11 protein-coding genes are annotated in these 15,256 nt (G+C 71.3%); 2 read left to right on the top strand and 9 right to left on the bottom strand.

The window, feature by feature from the left end; all coding sequences use genetic code 11:
- Positions 1-270: 270 nt before the first annotated feature.
- From pgl to tkt, 6 genes are all read right to left on the bottom strand, one after another.
- Complete coding sequence (pgl, locus tag N798_RS14445; RefSeq protein WP_052117386.1) at positions 271-1,020, bottom strand: 6-phosphogluconolactonase; 750 nt, start codon at positions 1,018-1,020, stop codon at positions 271-273.
- A 14-nt stretch (positions 1,021-1,034) separates the two neighbouring features.
- Positions 1,035-2,180 (bottom strand): glucose-6-phosphate dehydrogenase assembly protein OpcA, encoded by a 1,146-nt coding sequence (locus N798_RS14450; RefSeq protein ID WP_035949670.1) that lies wholly within the window; start codon positions 2,178-2,180, stop codon positions 1,035-1,037.
- Between the two features lie 100 nt (positions 2,181-2,280).
- Complete coding sequence (zwf, locus tag N798_RS14455; protein WP_035949673.1) at positions 2,281-3,825, bottom strand: glucose-6-phosphate dehydrogenase; 1,545 nt, start codon at positions 3,823-3,825, stop codon at positions 2,281-2,283.
- Positions 3,825-5,534: a glucose-6-phosphate isomerase gene (locus N798_RS14460; RefSeq protein WP_035949675.1), complete on the bottom strand. Its 1,710-nt coding sequence runs from the start codon at positions 5,532-5,534 to the stop codon at positions 3,825-3,827. Before N798_RS14460 ends, zwf begins: the two co-directional genes overlap by 1 nt.
- Positions 5,531-6,655: a transaldolase gene (tal, locus tag N798_RS14465; RefSeq protein WP_035949677.1), complete on the bottom strand. Its 1,125-nt coding sequence runs from the start codon at positions 6,653-6,655 to the stop codon at positions 5,531-5,533. Before tal ends, N798_RS14460 begins: the two co-directional genes overlap by 4 nt.
- 5 nt (positions 6,656-6,660) lie before the next feature.
- The gene (gene tkt, locus N798_RS14470; protein ID WP_035949678.1) at positions 6,661-8,970 is read right to left on the bottom strand and encodes a transketolase; all 2,310 of its coding nucleotides are present in this window, start codon (positions 8,968-8,970) and stop codon (positions 6,661-6,663) included.
- Positions 8,971-9,129: 159 nt separating this feature from the next.
- On the opposite strand from tkt, the gene N798_RS14475 reads away from it, so the two are divergent.
- Entirely contained in the window at positions 9,130-10,074 is a 945-nt protein-coding gene (locus tag N798_RS14475; protein ID WP_035949682.1) for a heme o synthase, read from the top strand.
- On the opposite strand, the gene N798_RS14480 is transcribed toward N798_RS14475, so the two are convergent.
- From N798_RS14480 to N798_RS14490, 3 genes are read right to left on the bottom strand one after another with little or no spacing between them, the layout of a single operon-like run.
- The gene (locus tag N798_RS14480; protein WP_052117387.1) at positions 10,011-11,309 is read right to left on the bottom strand and encodes an MFS transporter; all 1,299 of its coding nucleotides are present in this window, start codon (positions 11,307-11,309) and stop codon (positions 10,011-10,013) included. The genes N798_RS14475 and N798_RS14480 overlap by 64 nt on opposite strands.
- Positions 11,306-11,914, bottom strand: coding sequence for an ArsR/SmtB family transcription factor (locus N798_RS14485; RefSeq protein ID WP_035949684.1), 609 nt, complete (start codon positions 11,912-11,914; stop codon positions 11,306-11,308). Before N798_RS14485 ends, N798_RS14480 begins: the two co-directional genes overlap by 4 nt.
- A 36-nt stretch (positions 11,915-11,950) precedes the next feature.
- Positions 11,951-12,838 carry a COX15/CtaA family protein gene (locus N798_RS14490; RefSeq protein ID WP_035949686.1) on the bottom strand — a complete coding sequence of 296 codons (888 nt, stop codon included), beginning with the start codon at positions 12,836-12,838 and terminating at the stop codon, positions 11,951-11,953.
- A gap of 327 nt (positions 12,839-13,165) precedes the next feature.
- Between N798_RS14490 and N798_RS14495 the strand changes: the two genes are divergently transcribed.
- Positions 13,166-15,220, top strand: coding sequence for a M4 family metallopeptidase (locus N798_RS14495; RefSeq protein ID WP_035949688.1), 2,055 nt, complete (start codon positions 13,166-13,168; stop codon positions 15,218-15,220).
- Positions 15,221-15,256 lie beyond the last annotated feature (36 nt).

A 15,256-nucleotide genomic window follows, 5' to 3' on the forward strand; every position in this document is an offset into this window, starting at 1 on the left:
TTCGGCTCACCTCGCCTACACCCCGGCCCTCTGTCGCCGAGCACCTGACCCCGAGCGAGCCAGAGGTTCGCCAAGGGCTCACCTGTGCGTGGCTCGCTCGCACATCTCTGGCTCGCTCGGGCCTGTCGCCGAGCGGCGCAGAGCGTGGCGACCGGCGCACGCAGGGCTGCGCCGGTGGTCAGCCCGTGCGCCGGTGACGGCCAGCGCAGGGCGGGCCGACCCGCAGAGGCGCGCCGACGGCATACCCGGGGTTGTTCGGTGCCGTGAGGCTCAGAGCCGCTGGGCGGCGTCCGCATCGACGAGCCAGAGCGTGCGCTCCTCGCCGGTGACCTGGGCTGCCGAGCTCACGTCCAGCGTGGCGCCGGTCGTGCCGTTGACGACGGCCTCGGCCTTGTCGGCACCGGCGACGACGAACCACACCTGCCGCGAGCGACGCAACGCCTCGAAGGTGAGGCTGACGCGGTCCGGCGGCGGCTTGGGGGAGTCGTGCACGGCGACGGCGATGGCGTCGGTGGTCTGCTGCGCCGGGTGGCCGGGGAAGAGCGAGGCGACGTGTCCGTCCGGGCCCACCCCGAGGATCATGATGTCGAAGGCGCCTGCACCGCTTGACCGCACGGTCTCCGCGTATGCCGTCGCGCTCGCCTCCGCGCTCTCGGAGGCGTCCGGACCGGGCACCCGGTGGACGTGGGCGGGGTCGAGGGCGAGCGAGGCGAGCCCGGCATCGTCGTTCTGGACGTCGTTGCGGTCCGGGTCGCCGGCCGGGAGGTAGCGCTCGTCGCCCCACCACAGCTCGACCCGGGACCAGTCGACCGCGTGACGGGCAGGAAGGGCGGCCACCGACCGCCAGATGTCCGACCCGAGCGACCCACCCGTGAGCGAGAGGTGGGCGACGCCGCGCGCCGCCTGGGCGTCGACGACTGCGGTGACGAGCCGTGCGGCGATGGCGTCGCTCAGCTCCTGTTTGCCGGGATGGACGACCACCTCGACGTCGGTCGCGGGGTGCGGGCTCGCTGTCGTCATGCTGGATCCTTCGGTCAGGTGCGCTCGGACCGCTTCTTGCGGACCTTCTCGAGCTTGGTCGCGGCGGCCTTCTCGACCTGCTCGGGGTCGTCGGCCTTCTCGGGCATCGGTGCGGCCTCGACCATCGCCGAGCTCGCGCTCGTCGCCGCCTCGCGCTTGAGCCGCGCCGCGTCCTCGCGGGCCTCGGCCACGGAAGGAGTGATCCCCTGGCGCTGGGCCTGGGTCGAGGTGCGCCGCGAGTGGCTCACCTCGGCCAGCCCGTCCCGGAGCGCGTCGGCGTAGGGCTCGTCGGGGTCGAGTCGGCGGAGCTCGTCGGCGAGGCACTCGGCGTCGCTGCGCGGCGGGAGCGCGATGCTGCGTTCCGGGGTGCCGGGCTGGGACAGCGTCGCCGAGGTGCCGTTCTGGGGGCGGACGAGGTCGAGCGGGCCGCTCGAACGGTCGAGGCGGACGCTGATGATCCCGCTGCCCGCCCGGGACGGGACGAGCGTGACCGGACAGCGCAGCCGCTTGGCCAGCCACCCAGCGAGCAGCTCGGCCGACGGGGAGTCGGACCCGCCCGTGACGGTCACCGAGGTCACCGGCTCGAAGGGCGCCTGGTCGAGGGCCGCGGTGAGCAGCGCCCGCCAGAGCGTGATGCGCGACCACGACAGGTCGGTGTCGCCGGGGGAGTAGCACCGCGCGAGGCGGGTGAGCGCCGACCTCGGGGATCCCTTGGTCCGCGACACGTCGGTGACGCGTCGCTGGGCCATCGCGCCGATGGGGTCGGCGCCCGGGTCCTTGGGCGGGTCGGTCGGCCACCAGGCCACGATCGGTGCGTCGGCGAGGAGGAGCGGTGTGACGACGGCCCGGCCGTGGGCCGCCAGCGGGCCGAAGAGCCGCAGCACGACGACCTCGCTCGCCCCGGCGTCGCCGCCGATGCGGATCTGGGCGTCGAGCCTGGCGGATCCGCGGCGGTTGGCCGTGACGACGACGATGATCCGGCAGGGGTGCTGGCGGCTCGCGTCGTTGGCGGTCTCGATCGCGTCATCGGCCTCGCTCTCGTCGACGACGACGACGAGGGTGAGGACACGAGTGAGCGCCATCGACCCGGTGTCGGACCGCAGGCGCACGAGCTTCTTCGACACGTCCTGCGTCGTGGTGCTCGGGAGGTCGACGATCACCGGGGTCCCCAATCAGTATCGGAGAGGGGTCCCACGCTCTGCGTGGGCGGGACGAGTGCGGGTCCCACGCTCCGCGTGGGCGAACTTATTGGGGTGGTGGTCACGGGAGCCTCCATTCGCGGCCGTCGCGGCGCATGAGCTCGTCGGCGCTCTGCGGACCCCACGTGCCCGAGGGGTACTGGTCGATCCGGGTGCTGTGCTTGGCCCAGAACTCCTCGATCGGGTCCAGGATCTCCCAGGAGAGCTCGACCTCCTCGTGGCGTGGGAAGAGTGGCGGCTCACCGAGGAGCACGTCGAGGATGAGGCGCTCATAGGCCTCCGGCGAGCTCTCGGTGAACGCGCGGCCGTAGCCGAAGTCCATCGTCACGTCGCGCACCTCCATCTGCGCGCCCGGGACCTTGGCGCCGAAGCGCATCGTCACGCCCTCGTCGGGCTGGACCCGGATGACGACGGCGTTCTGGCCGAGCTCCTCGGTCGCGGTGTGCGCGAAGGGAAGGTGCGGCGCACGCTTGAACACGACCGCGATCTCGGTGACGCGCTTGCCGAGGCGCTTGCCGGTCCGGAGGTAGAAGGGGACACCCGCCCAGCGACGAGTGTCGACCTCGAGCTTCACCGCGGCATACGTCTCGGTCGTGGAGCGCGAGGTGACACCCTCCTCCTCGAGGTAGCCCCCGACCTCCTCGCCGCCCTGCCAGCCGCGGGCGTACTGGCCGCGGGCGGTGCCCTTGCCGAGGTCCTTCGGCAGACGGACGGCGCTGAGGACCTTCTCCTTCTCGCTGCGCAGGTGCTCGGCGTCGAAGGACACCGGCTCCTCCATCGCGGTGAGGGCGAGCAGCTGGAGCAGGTGGTTCTGGATGACGTCGCGCGCGGCGCCGATGCCGTCGTAGTAGCCCGCCCGGCCGCCGATGCCGATGTCCTCGGCCATGGTGATCTGGACGTGGTCGACGTAGTGGCTGTTCCAGACCGGCTCGAACATCTGGTTGGCGAAGCGGAGCGCGAGGAGGTTCTGGACGGTCTCCTTGCCGAGGTAGTGGTCGATCCTGAACACCGCGTCGGGTGGGAAGACGTCCGCGACGATTTCGTTGAGCTCACGCGCACTCTTGAGGTCGTGACCGAAGGGCTTCTCGATGACGACCCGGCGCCACGACCCCTCGGACGGCTGCGACAGGCCCGAGCGCTTGAGCTGCTCGCAGACCGTGGCGAAGAACCCCGGCGGGATCGAGAGGTAGAACGCGTGGTTGCCGCCGGTGCCGCGCTGCTCGTCGAGGTCCTTGACGGTCTCGGTGAGCAGGTCGAAGGCCTTCGGGTCGTCGAACGTGCCCGGCACGAAGCGGATGCCCTCGCTGAGGCTGCGCCACACGTCCTCGCGGAAGGGCGTGCGGGAGCGCTCCTTGACCGACTCGTAGACGATCTTGCCGAAGTCCTGGTCGGCCCAGTCGCGGCGTGCGAAGCCGATGAGCGAGAAGCCCGGCGGCAGCAGTCCACGGTTGGCGAGGTCGTAGATCGCCGGCATGAGCTTCTTGCGGGCGAGGTCCCCGGTGACGCCGAAGAGCACGAGGCTGCATGGTCCCGCGATGCGGGGGAGTCGCTTGTCGCGCGGGTCGCGCAGGGGGTTGTGCGTCGCTGTCACGCGAGCCGGGCTCATCAGGCTCCTGACGTCGAGAGGGCGGACCGGACCTGGCTCAGGCCGCGGTGGTGGTTGGTGAGGTGGAGCCGCAGGACGGGGCGCCCGTGCTCGGCGAGCACCTGGGCGTCGCCGCCGGCCTGCGCGGCGATGAAGTCACCGAACGTGAACTCGCGGCCCGGCACGGCGAGGTCCTCCTCCGGGTCGGCGGTGACCTGGATGAAGACACCGTTGGCGGGACCGCCCTTGTGGTACTGGCCGGTCGAGTGGAGGAAGCGTGGCCCCCAGCCGAAGGTCACCGGTCGGCCCGTGTGGTCGAAGAGCGTGCGCGCGACCTGCTCGAGGTCGGCGTCCTCCTCGCGGTCGAGGTAGGCCATGACGGCGACGTAGCCGCTCGTGTCGTCGAGCTGCTCCAGGAGCGCGCTCACCGCGCCGGGCAGGGTGTGCGCGTCGCCGAGCCAGTCCCCACCGAGTGCGCGGACCTCGACGGAGCCGTCGACGAACGCCGGCTCCTCGGCGCTCGAGCCGGCCTGGTCGAGGAGACCGCGGGCGGCCTTCTTGGCGCTCTCGACGTCGGGCTGGTCGAACGGGTTGATGCCGAGCAGCCGTCCGGCGACCGCCGTCGCGACCTCCCAGAGCAGCAGCTGGGCGCCGAGCGTGCCCGCGACCGTGATGAGCGAGCCGCTCTCGGCTGCCTTGTCCTCCCGCGTCTCGTCGGCCGGGCCCGGCTGCTCCGCCGCGATCGAGTCGGGGTGGCGTGGGGGCTGGTCGGCGAGTGTCTCGACGTCGTCGTCCTCGGTGGATGCGACGAGACGGACGACGTTGGCGTCCTCGTAGGTGTGGTCCGGGGCCTCGCCGTCGGCGACGACGGGCAGGATGCCGGTGCCGTCCTTGCCGGTCGACTCGGCGATGAGCTGTTCGGCCCATGCGCCGAACCCGACGTTCTCGGTGCCGGCGTCGACGAGGACGAGCTTGTCGCGCAGCGGCTTGGTGCCGCCCATCGCGGCGCCGAGGCGGAGGGCGGGGTTGCCCTCGTCGTCGGCGGCGAGCAGGTCCGCGACGGCCTCGGCGTCGTCGAGCAGGGCGCCGATGTCGGCGCCGGCGAGACCGGAGGGCACGAGCCCGAAGGCGGTGAGGGCGGAGTAGCGACCGCCGACGTCGGGATCGGCGTTGATGACGCGGTAGCCGGCACCACGGGCCTCGGCGTCGAGCGGGCTGCCCGGGTCCGTGACGACGACGATCCGCCGCGTGGCGTCGATGCCCGCGTCGGCGAACGCCGCCTCGAAGGCACGGCGCTGGGAGTCGGTCTCGACCGTGGAGCCGGACTTCGACGAGACGACGACGGCGGTCCGGTCGAGGTGGGTCGTCACCGCGCGCCGCACGACGTCGGGCGACGACGAGTCGAGGACGACGATGTCGACACCCGCCGTGGCGCAGATGACCTCGGGCGCGAGTGACGAGCCGCCCATGCCGCAGAGGACGATGCGCGAGACGCCGTCCTCGCGGAGCTCCTCGCGCAGCGCGGCGATCTCCCCGAGCAACGGGCGCGAGGACCGGGGGAGCCCGACCCACGAGAGCCGCTTGCCTGCCTCCTCCTCGGCCGCCTTGCCCCAGAGAGTGGCGTCCTGGGCGAAGATGCGGCTGGCGACCTCGTCCTGGACGAGGGTGGGGACGTGCGCGGTGATGGCGTCCGCCGCGGCCCCTCGGGCGCTGACCTCGAGGCTGCTCATCGCGCGGCCTTGTCGAGCTCGGTCTGCACTCCTGCGAGCAGCTCCTCCCAGGACTTCTCGAACTTGTCGACGCCCTCGCGCTCGAGCTGTGCGGTGACGTCGGAGTAGGAGATCCCGAGCCGCTCGAGCGCGTCGAGCACCTCGCTGGACTCCTCGTAGGTGCCCTCGATCGTGTTGCCCGTGATCTCGCCGTGGTCCTTGACCGCGTCGAGCGTCTTCTCGGGCATGGTGTTGACCGTGCCGGGGGCGACGAGCTCGGTGACGTACATCGTGTCGGGGTATGCCGGGTCCTTGACTCCCGTGGACGCCCACAGCGGCCGCTGGGGCTTGGCCCCGTCGTCCTCGAGGCTCTTCCAGCGCGGGGTCGAGAAGACCTCCTCGTAGGCCTGGTAGGCCAGCCGGGCGTTGGCGATGGCTGCCTTGCCCTTGAGGCCCTTGGCGGCCTCGGCGTGCTCACCCTCGACGGCATCGAGCCGCTTGTCGACCTCGGTGTCGACGCGGGAGACGAAGAACGAGGCCACCGAGGCGATCGTCGTGATGTCCTTGCCCGCCTCCCGAGCCTGCTCGAGGCCCGTGAGGAAGGCGTTCATCACGGCGCGGTAGCGGTCCAGGCTGAAGATGAGCGTGACGTTGACCGAGATGCCCTCGCCGATGACACGGGTGATGGCGGGGAGTCCCTCGACGGTGGCCGGGATCTTGACGAGGACGTTGGGGCGGTCGACGAGGTCGCGCAGGTGCTTGGCCTGCTCGACGGTGGCCGCGGTGTCGGCGGCCAGCCGCGGGTCGACCTCGATCGAGACACGGCCGTCGAGCCCGTCGGTCGCCTCGAAGACGGGCAGGAGGACGTCGCAGGCGTCCCGGACGTCCTGGGTCGTCATCGCCGTGACGGCATCGTCGAGCGACGAGCCGTCGGCGGCGAGCTGGGCGACCTGCTCGCTGTAGCTCTCGCCGTCGGACAGGGCGACCTGGAAGATCGACGGGTTCGTCGTCACCCCGACGACGCCCTTCGTGTCGATGACCTCCTGGAGGTTGCCCGACGTGAGCCGCTCACGGCTGAGGTCGTCGAGCCAGATGGACACGCCGTTGTCGGCGAGGGCCTTGAGGGGGGTGCTGTCGGACATACGACTCACTTCCCAGCCTTGGCCGCGCTCTTGCGGGCAGGCTTCTTCGTGGTGGGGACGTCGGTACCGGTGTCCTTGCTGCGGCGGGGTGCGGTCTCGAGCGGGTCGGAGACGCCGCCCGAGGCCTTCGCCGCCTTGATCGAGTCCTTGGCCGCCTTGACGACCGCCTCGGGGGTGAAGCCGAACTCGGTGAAGAGGGTCTTGGCGTCGGCCGAGGCACCGAAGTGCTCGATGCTGATCGAGCGGCCGGCGTCGCCGACGACCTCGCGCCAGCCCTGGGCCACGCCGGCCTCGACGCTCACGCGGGCGCGGACGGCCGGGGGGAGCACCTTGTCGCGGTAGCTCTTGGACTGCTCCTCGAACCACTCGCGGCACGGCATGGAGACGACGCGCGTGCGCACCCCGGACTTCTCGAGGGCGAGGCGGGCGTCGAGCGCGACCGAGACCTCGGAGCCGGTGGCGACGAGGATGACCTCGGGCGCCTGCTTGCCGTCGTCTCCGCCGTCGACGAGGACGTAGCCGCCCTTGGCGACGTTGCTCGCCTTGGCGTGCGTCGACCGGTCGATCGTGGGCAGCGGCTGGCGGCTCAGGGCGAGGGCGGCCGGACGGGCGTTGCGCAGGACGGCTCCCCAGGCGGCCGACGTCTCGTTGGCGTCGGCGGGCCGGACGACGTCGAGACCCGGCATGGCGCGCAGTGACGCGAGGTGCTCGATCGGCTGGTGGGTCGGACCGTCCTCGCCGAGGCCGATCGAGTCGTGGGTCCAGACGAAGGTCACGGGCAGCTGCTGGATCGCGGCGAGGCGCACGGCCGGGCGCATGTAGTCGGAGAAGACGAGGAAGGTGCCGCCGTAGGGTCGGGTGAGACCCTCGAGCGCGATCCCGTTGAGGATCATGCCCATCCCGTTCTCGCGGATGCCGAAGTGCAGCGTGCGGCCGTAGGGGCCGCCCTTCCACTCGGAGGTCTGCTTGCCCTTGGGGATGAAGGACGGCTCGCCCGCCATCGTCGTGTTGTTGGACTCGGCGAGGTCGGCGGAGCCACCCCACAGCTCCGGCATGACCGGGGCGAGTGCGGCGAGGACCTTGCCGGAGGCGGCGCGGGACGCGATCCCCTTCTCGTCGGCGGGGAAGATCGGCAGGGCGGCGTCGAGGCCCTCGGGCAGGTCGCCCGCGACGAGCCGGTCGAGCAGCGCGGCGGCGTCCTTGTTGGCACGGCGCCAGGCCGAGTAGCCCTTGTTCCACTCCTTATGGGCGGCTTTGCCGCGCGCCTTGACCTTGCGGGCGTGGGCCAGGACGTCCTTGTCGACCTCGAAGGTCTTCTTCGGGTCGAAGCCGAGGAGCTCCTTGAGGGCCGCGATCTCCTCGTCACCGAGGGCCGAGCCGTGCGACTTGCCGGTGCCCTTCTTCGTGGGGGCGGGCCAGGCGATGACGGTGTGCAGCCGGATGAGCGTCGGGCGCGACGACTTCTTGCTCGCGTTGAGTGCGGTGAGGAGGGAGTCGACGTCCTCGACGTAGTCGGCGGTGCCGGCCGGGTCGTTGCTGCGGCGCCAGTCGATGTCGACGACCTCCCAGCCGTAGGACTCGTAGCGCTTCGCGACGTCCTCGGAGAACGAGATGTCGGTGTCGTCCTCGATCGAGATCTGGTTGGCGTCGTAGACGACGGTGAGGTTGCCGAGCTCCTGGTGGCCGGCGAGCGAGCTCGCCTCCGAGGCCACGCCCTCCATGAGGTCACCGTCGGAGGCCATGACCCACACGTGGTGGTCGAAGGGGCTCTGCCCCGCCTTGGCGTCGGGGTCGAGCAGGCCACGCTGGCGGCGCTGGGCCATCGCCATGCCGACGGCGGAGGCAAGGCCGGACCCGAGCGGTCCGGTCGTGATCTCGACGCCGGGCGTGTGGTGCACCTCGGGGTGCCCCGGGGTGAGCGAGCCCCACGTGCGCAGCGACTTGAGGTCCTTGAGCTCGAGGCCGTAGCCGGAGAGGTAGAGCTGGATGTACTGGGTGAGGCTCGAGTGCCCGCACGAGAGGACGAACCGGTCGCGGCCGAGCCACGTCGGGTCGGACGGGTCGTGCGTCATGACGTTCTGGAAGAGCAGGTATGCCGCGGGGGCCAGGCTCATGGCGGTTCCGGGGTGGCCGTTGCCGACCTTCTGGACCGCGTCGGCCGCGAGGACGCGGACCGTGTCGACCGCACGGACGTCGAGGTCGTTCCACTTCGCCTTGCGCGCGGTCGGGCGCGCCAGGTCACCCGATCGCTGGGCCTTGGCGGTGGTGGCGCGGCGGGTGCGTGACCCGCCTGCCTTCGTCGTGGTGGTGGTCACGTGAAGCCTCTCTGACGTCGCGGCACTGTGATGCAGGTCAAACGGTCGATCCCACCCTAGACCGCGCCCCGGCGCAACGGACGACCGTGTCTCGCCGCATGACCGGCCACCGTTAGACTCGCTGTGACCAGCCGCTCCAGAGCACACCAGAAGGACGCCGTGGGAACCGCCCCGACCACCACCGCCACGTCGGCCCGTCCGACGTCGGGCTGGAAGCGGACGGTCGGCAGCTACGTGTCCCTGACCAAGCCGCGAATCATCGAGCTGCTGCTCGTGACGACGGTTCCGGTGATGTTCCTCGCCGAGCGCGGCGTCCCGGACCTCTGGCTCGTCGTGGCCACCCTCGTCGGCGGGACGCTGAGCGCGGGTGCGGCCAACACGTTCAACTGCGTCTACGACCGCGACATCGACGCGCTCATGGACCGGACCCGCAACCGCCCGATGGTCACCGGCGAGATCTCACCCCGGGCTGGAGTCGCCTTCGGCCTCGTCCTCACGGTCCTGTCGACCGCGTGGTTCCTCGTGTTCGTCAACGTCGCTTCGGCGCTGCTGTCCCTCGCCGCCATCGTCCTCTACGCGTGGCTCTACACGATGGTGCTCAAGCGCCGCACGCCGCAGAACATCGTCTGGGGCGGCGTCGCCGGGTGCATGCCGACGCTCATCGGCTGGTCCGCCGTGACCGGGACCGTCGGCTGGCCGGCGGTCATCCTCTTCCTCGTCATCTTCTTCTGGACCCCGCCGCACTACTGGCCGCTCTCGATGGCGTTCAAGGACGACTACGCCAACGCGCACGTGCCGATGCTGCCGGTCGAGCGCGGAGCCGTCGCCGTCGCGCGCCAGATCGTCGCCTACAGCTGGGTCATGGTCGCTGTGTCCCTCGCGCTCGTCCCGGTCGCCGACATGGGATGGATCTACCTCGCCGCGGCGATCGCGAGCGGTGTCGTCTTCGTGGGCGAGGCGCACCGGCTGCTGCGCCTGGCAAGGCAGGGTGCCGCCACCAAGGTGCTCAAGCCGATGCGCCTCTTCCACTTCTCGATCACCTACGTGACGCTGCTCTTCCTCGCGGTCGCGGTCGACCCGCTGGTCCACCTCTCCATCGGCTGACCGGGCAGCTCCCGGCCGTTGCGGAACGGGCCGACGAAGACCGCCAGCGAGCACACCGCGTGCATGGCCGCCATGAGCAGGATCGTCTCGCGCACCCCGATCCACGTGCCCAGCCCACCGGCGACGAGCCCCGCGAGCGGCATCGTGCCGAAGTTGAGGACGGCCGACGTGGCGGTGGTGCGCCCGAGCAGCTCGGCGGGGACGTAGCGCATCTGGAACGACCGGCGCACGACGTTGGCGCCGACGACGCCCATGCCCACGAGGACCGACCCCACGCCGACGAGTGCGGCACCGAGCCCGGGACGGGCGAGGCCGATGAGGATGGCCGGAGAGCCGCCGAGGACCTGGAGCCAGCGCAGGGCACCGGCGTTGCCGAGCCACGCCGTCGTCCGGGTCGCCACCGTCGCGCCGAGGAGGCCGCCGACGGCTCCCACGGCCATGACGAGACCCACCGACCCGGGTTCGAGCCCGAGGTCCCGGACGAGGAAGAGGACGAGCAGCGCGCCGTAGCCGGTGAGGGCGAAGTTGCTCGCACCGCCGGTGAGCGCGAAGTAGCGCAGGAACCGGTCACCGGCCACGATCGAGACGCCTTCGCGGACGAGCGCCACCATCGGCCGTCGCGGCGGCTGGTCGGGGGACGGTCCGAGCTCCTCGGGACGCATCCTCGCCAGGCACAGGAACGAGGCGAGGTAGCCGACGACGTCGAGGACGACGGCATACGCGGCCGAGAGGACCTGGACGAGGAGCCCGCCGACACCGGGACCGCCGATCTGCATCGCGGACTCGGTCCCGAAGAGGCGCGCGTTCGCGCGCTCGAGGTCGCCGTCCGCGACCACGCGGGGCAGGAATGCGGTGTATGCCGTCCTGAAGAAGACCGCGGTACACCCGACTCCCAGCGCGGCCAGGACGAGGTGGGGGAGGGTGAGCATGCCGATCGCCCAGGCGAGGGGGACGGTGCCGACGGCTGCGGCCGCGGCGAGGTCCGCCGCCATCATGACGCGACGCGGGTCGGAGCGGTCGACCCAGGCGCCGGCGAACAGACCGAGGACAAGCCACGGCAGCCAGATCGCGCCGGCGAGCAGGCCCATCCAGAAGGGGCCGGCGTCGAACTCGGTGACCGCGATGAGCGGGAAGACGACGGTCGTCGTCATCGACCCGAGGACGCTGATGCCCTCGCCGGCCCAGAGGAGACGGAAGTTCCGGTTGTCCCGCAGCGCGGGAGGTGCGGCGATCACGGCTGCGCCGGGAAGCCGCGAGAGAAGACGAAGACGGACTCACGTTCGACGCCGTCGTCGGGGACCTCGCGGCGGCTCCACCGCACGAGCACCTCGATGATCTCCTCCGCCATCTCGCGCATCTCGGCAGGGCTGAGCCGCATCCAGTTCTGCGTCGCGAACGCGGCGTCGTCCCACTCGGGGACGGTGGCGGCGTTGGCGTTCCACTCCTGGACCCGCTCGAACTGGCGCTGGAGCGCGAGCGCCTCGGCGGCGTAGGCAGCGGTGACGGCCGCGGTGTCCGAGGCGAAGTCGGCACGCGACCAGCGGGTGCCGGGGTCGACGAGGCGCCACCAGCGCTCCCGGCGGTCCTTCGCGAGCTCGGGCGCCTCCTCGACGAGACCGGCCTCGGCGAGCACCTTGAGGTGGTGGCTCGCCGAGCCCACGGCCTGCCCCGTCCGCGCCGCGAGGCCGGAGGCGGTCGAGGGCCCGTCGACCTTGAGCGCGTCCATCATGCGGGAACGGAAGGGGTTGGCCATGGCGGAGAGGGCCTTGGCGTCGGTGATCGTGCGGACGCCGTGCGGTGGAGAGGGTTCGGGTCTCTGGGGTCGCTCGTCGGGGGTCATACCGGCGACGATAGACCCACAAGAATCGTTGTGCAACTACTCTTGTGGAATCTCTCGAAGCGCGACGAGGCCGGCCACGAGGGCGACGACGAGGAGCGAGGCGCCGAGCATGTGGGCGAGGACGAGGGCCTCGGGAAGGTCGGTGAGGTACTGCACGTAGCCGACGAGGCCCTGCGCCAGCGTGACGAGGAGGACGGTGCGCCAGGTGGCGGCCACCCGGACCGGGGCGGACGAGAGCCGCGTCGCGAGCCAGACCGCCACGACGAGGCCGACGAAGAGCATGACGGCGTCGGCGTGCAGCCACGAGATGGTCCGCGGGTCGAAGCCGAAGCGGGCCGGCGCGTCGGCGTCGCCGGAGTGGGGTCCGGACCCGGTGACGACCGTGCCGAGGGTGAGGACGACGGCTGCGACGCCGCACGTCACCAGGGCGACCGCGCGGACGAGTTCCGGCACGAGGGGCGTGGGCGTCCCATCGGGTTCGTCGCGGCAGAACCAGAGATAGGCCGCCGCCGCGACGAGGCCGGCCGAGACGAGGAAGTGGGCGGCCACGGTGACGGGGTGGAGCTCGGTGAGGACGGTGACGCCGCCGAGGAGGGCCTGCACCGCCACGCCGACGAGCACGGTGACCGCGGCGACCTTGAGCCGGCGCACGGGCGTCCACTTCCACACGGCCCACACGGCGAGGACCGCCACGATGGCGAGGGCGCCGGTGAGGGTGCGGTTGCCGAACTCGATGACCTTGTGGATGCCCTCCTCCTGCTCGCGCACCGGCACGTAGGAGCCGGGGACGCACTCGGGCCACGTCGGGCACCCGAGCCCGCTGCCGGTGAGGCGGACGAGGCCTCCGGTCAGGATGATCCCCACCTGGGCCACGAGGTTGGCGAGCAGGATGTGACGGTGGACCCGGGGTACGTGCGTGCTCACCCCCGCAGGGTAGGCGAGCCGCCTGCGGACGGCTGCGCCCGGTGGGCCGGATGTGGTTGAGGGATCGGCGGTGTCGCCCGTTGACCGAATCTTGACCGGCACTTGACCGGCGGTGTGCCCCGACCGGACAAAGTCCGGACTTGGCAAAGGATTGGTCAGTTTCGTTGACGGCGAATCGGGTTCGCCGGTTGTGTTCGGACGGCGCCGAAGCCCGTGGCACACCCGCGGCCGCACCGGAGGGGGACGACGCTTTCACCGTGGCAGCACGGCACCACGTGCTGCCCGAACGAGAAGAGGCACGACGTGATTCGACGTACCACCGGAGCCATGGCGGTTACCGCCGCCCTGGCCCTTCCCCTGGCGCTGCCCGTGGCGGGCGCCCTCGGCCTCACGGCCGGTCCGAGCGCGGCACCCGCCGCAGCCGCCAAGGCCGACCCGGCGCGCGACCACGCCGCGCTGGGCCTGTCGAAGGACGAGAAGCTCGTCGTCCGCTCGGTCGTCACCGACCCCGACGGCACGCAGCACGTCCGCTACGACCGCACCTTCAAGGGCCTGCGCGTCATCGGTGGCGACCTCGTCGTCGAGAACTCGTCACGGGGCGCCAAGCAGGGTGCGCACTTCAACGCGTCCGGCCGCGCGGCCGTGGCCTCCACGACGCCGCGCAAGAGCGAGGCCGAGGCCCGCAGTGTGGCCTCGCAGAAGGCCCAGCGCACCGCCAAGAGCACCGTGGAGGACAGCGAGCTCGTCGTCTGGGCCGGCGGCGACACCCCGCGCCTCGCCTGGGAGGTCGTTACCGAGGGCATCAAGGCCGACCAGACCCCGAGCCGCCTGCACACCCTCGTCGACGCCGACAACGGCGCGGTCCTCCACTCGTGGGACGAGGTCAAGAAGGGCACCGGCAACTCGCAGTACTCCGGACAGGTGACGCTCAACTCGATCCAGTCGGGCAGCACGTGGCAGCTCAGGGACTCGATCGGCAACTACACGACCGACCTCAACGGGGGGACGTCCGGGACGGGCACGCAGTTCACCGACGCCGACAACATCTGGGGCAGCGGTTCGACGACCTCGCGCCAGACCGCGGGCGTCGACGCCCAGTACGGCGCGGAGAAGACCTACGCCTACTACAACTCGGTCCTCGGCCGCGCCGGCATCTGGAACAACGGCACCGGCGCCCGCAGCCGCGTCCACTACGGCAACGCCTACGTCAACGCCTTCTGGGACGGCACCCAGATGACGTACGGCGACGGGGCCGGCAACGCCCGGCCGCTCACGTCCATCGACGTCGCCGCGCACGAGATGAGCCACGGCGTCACCGAGAACACCGCCAACCTCAACTACAGCGGCGACGCCGGCGGTCTCAACGAGGCGACCTCCGACATCTTCGGCACGGCGGTCGAGTTCTACGCCAACAACACCACCGACGTCGGCGACTACCTCATCGGCGAAAAGATCAACATCAACGGCAACGGCACCCCGCTGCGCTACATGGACAAGCCGAGCAAGGACGGCCAGAGCCCCGACTGCTGGTCGACGAACACCAAGAACCTCGACCCGCACTACTCCTCGGGCGCGCTCAACCACTGGTTCTACATGGCGGCCGAGGGCTCGGGTGCCAAGACGATCAACGGCGTGAGCTACAACAGCGCCACCTGTGGCGGCGCACCGGCCGTGACCGGCGCGGGCCGCACCAACGTCGAGAAGGTCTGGTACCGCACCCTCTCGACGAAGCTCACCTCGGGCAGCACGTATGCCGTGGCGCGCAACGGCGCCATCGCCTCCGCCAAGGAGCTCTACGGCGCGACCAGCCAGACCTGCAGGAGCGTCGAGGCCGCGTTCAACGCCATCTCGGTCCCGGCCGGCACCGAGAGGTGCGACGGTGGCTCGACGCCCACGCCGACCCCGACGCCGACGACCCCGCCGTCGGGCAACCTGCTCGGCAACCCGGGCTTCGAGTCCGGGGCGACGGTCTGGACCGGCACGGCCGGCCCGATCACGAACAACACCGGTCGCCCGGCGCGCACCGGCACGTGGAAGGCCTGGCTCGGTGGCAACGGCTCGACCTCGACCGAGACGATCACACAGAGCGTGGCCATCCCGTCGACCGTCACGAGCGCGACGCTCTCGTTCTGGCTGCGCACCGACACCGCCGAGAGCGGCAGCACGGCCTACGACTCGATGCGCGTCCAGGTCGTCGACGGCGCGACGACGTCGACGCTGGCGACCTACACGAACGTCGGGACGAACGCGACCTACACCCAGAAGTCGTTCAACGTCACGGCATACAAGGGCAAGACGATCTCGGTGAAGTTCCTCATGAACGAGGACTCCTCGCTGCAGACGTCCTTCGTCGTCGACGACACGGCACTCGCCACCAGCTGACGGCACACGTGGGCCGGCGTCCTCGGACGTCGGCCC

The organism is Knoellia flava TL1, from assembly GCF_000768675.1.
Lineage (GTDB): Bacteria > Actinomycetota > Actinomycetes > Actinomycetales > Dermatophilaceae > Knoellia > Knoellia flava.

What these genes read in the sequence shown, in the direction of transcription:
- pgl (WP_052117386.1), bottom strand. Translation starts at nt 1,020, where the DNA reads ATGACGACAGCGAGCCCGCACCCCGCGACCGACGTCGAGGTGGTCGTC.
- zwf (WP_035949673.1), bottom strand. Translation starts at nt 3,825, where the DNA reads ATGAGCCCGGCTCGCGTGACAGCGACGCACAACCCCCTGCGCGACCCG.
- N798_RS14460 (WP_035949675.1), bottom strand. Translation starts at nt 5,534, where the DNA reads ATGAGCAGCCTCGAGGTCAGCGCCCGAGGGGCCGCGGCGGACGCCATC.
- tal (WP_035949677.1), bottom strand. Translation starts at nt 6,655, where the DNA reads ATGTCCGACAGCACCCCCCTCAAGGCCCTCGCCGACAACGGCGTGTCC.
- N798_RS14485 (WP_035949684.1), bottom strand. Translation starts at nt 11,914, where the DNA reads ATGACCCCCGACGAGCGACCCCAGAGACCCGAACCCTCTCCACCGCAC.
- N798_RS14495 (WP_035949688.1), top strand. Translation starts at nt 13,166, where the DNA reads ATGGCGGTTACCGCCGCCCTGGCCCTTCCCCTGGCGCTGCCCGTGGCG.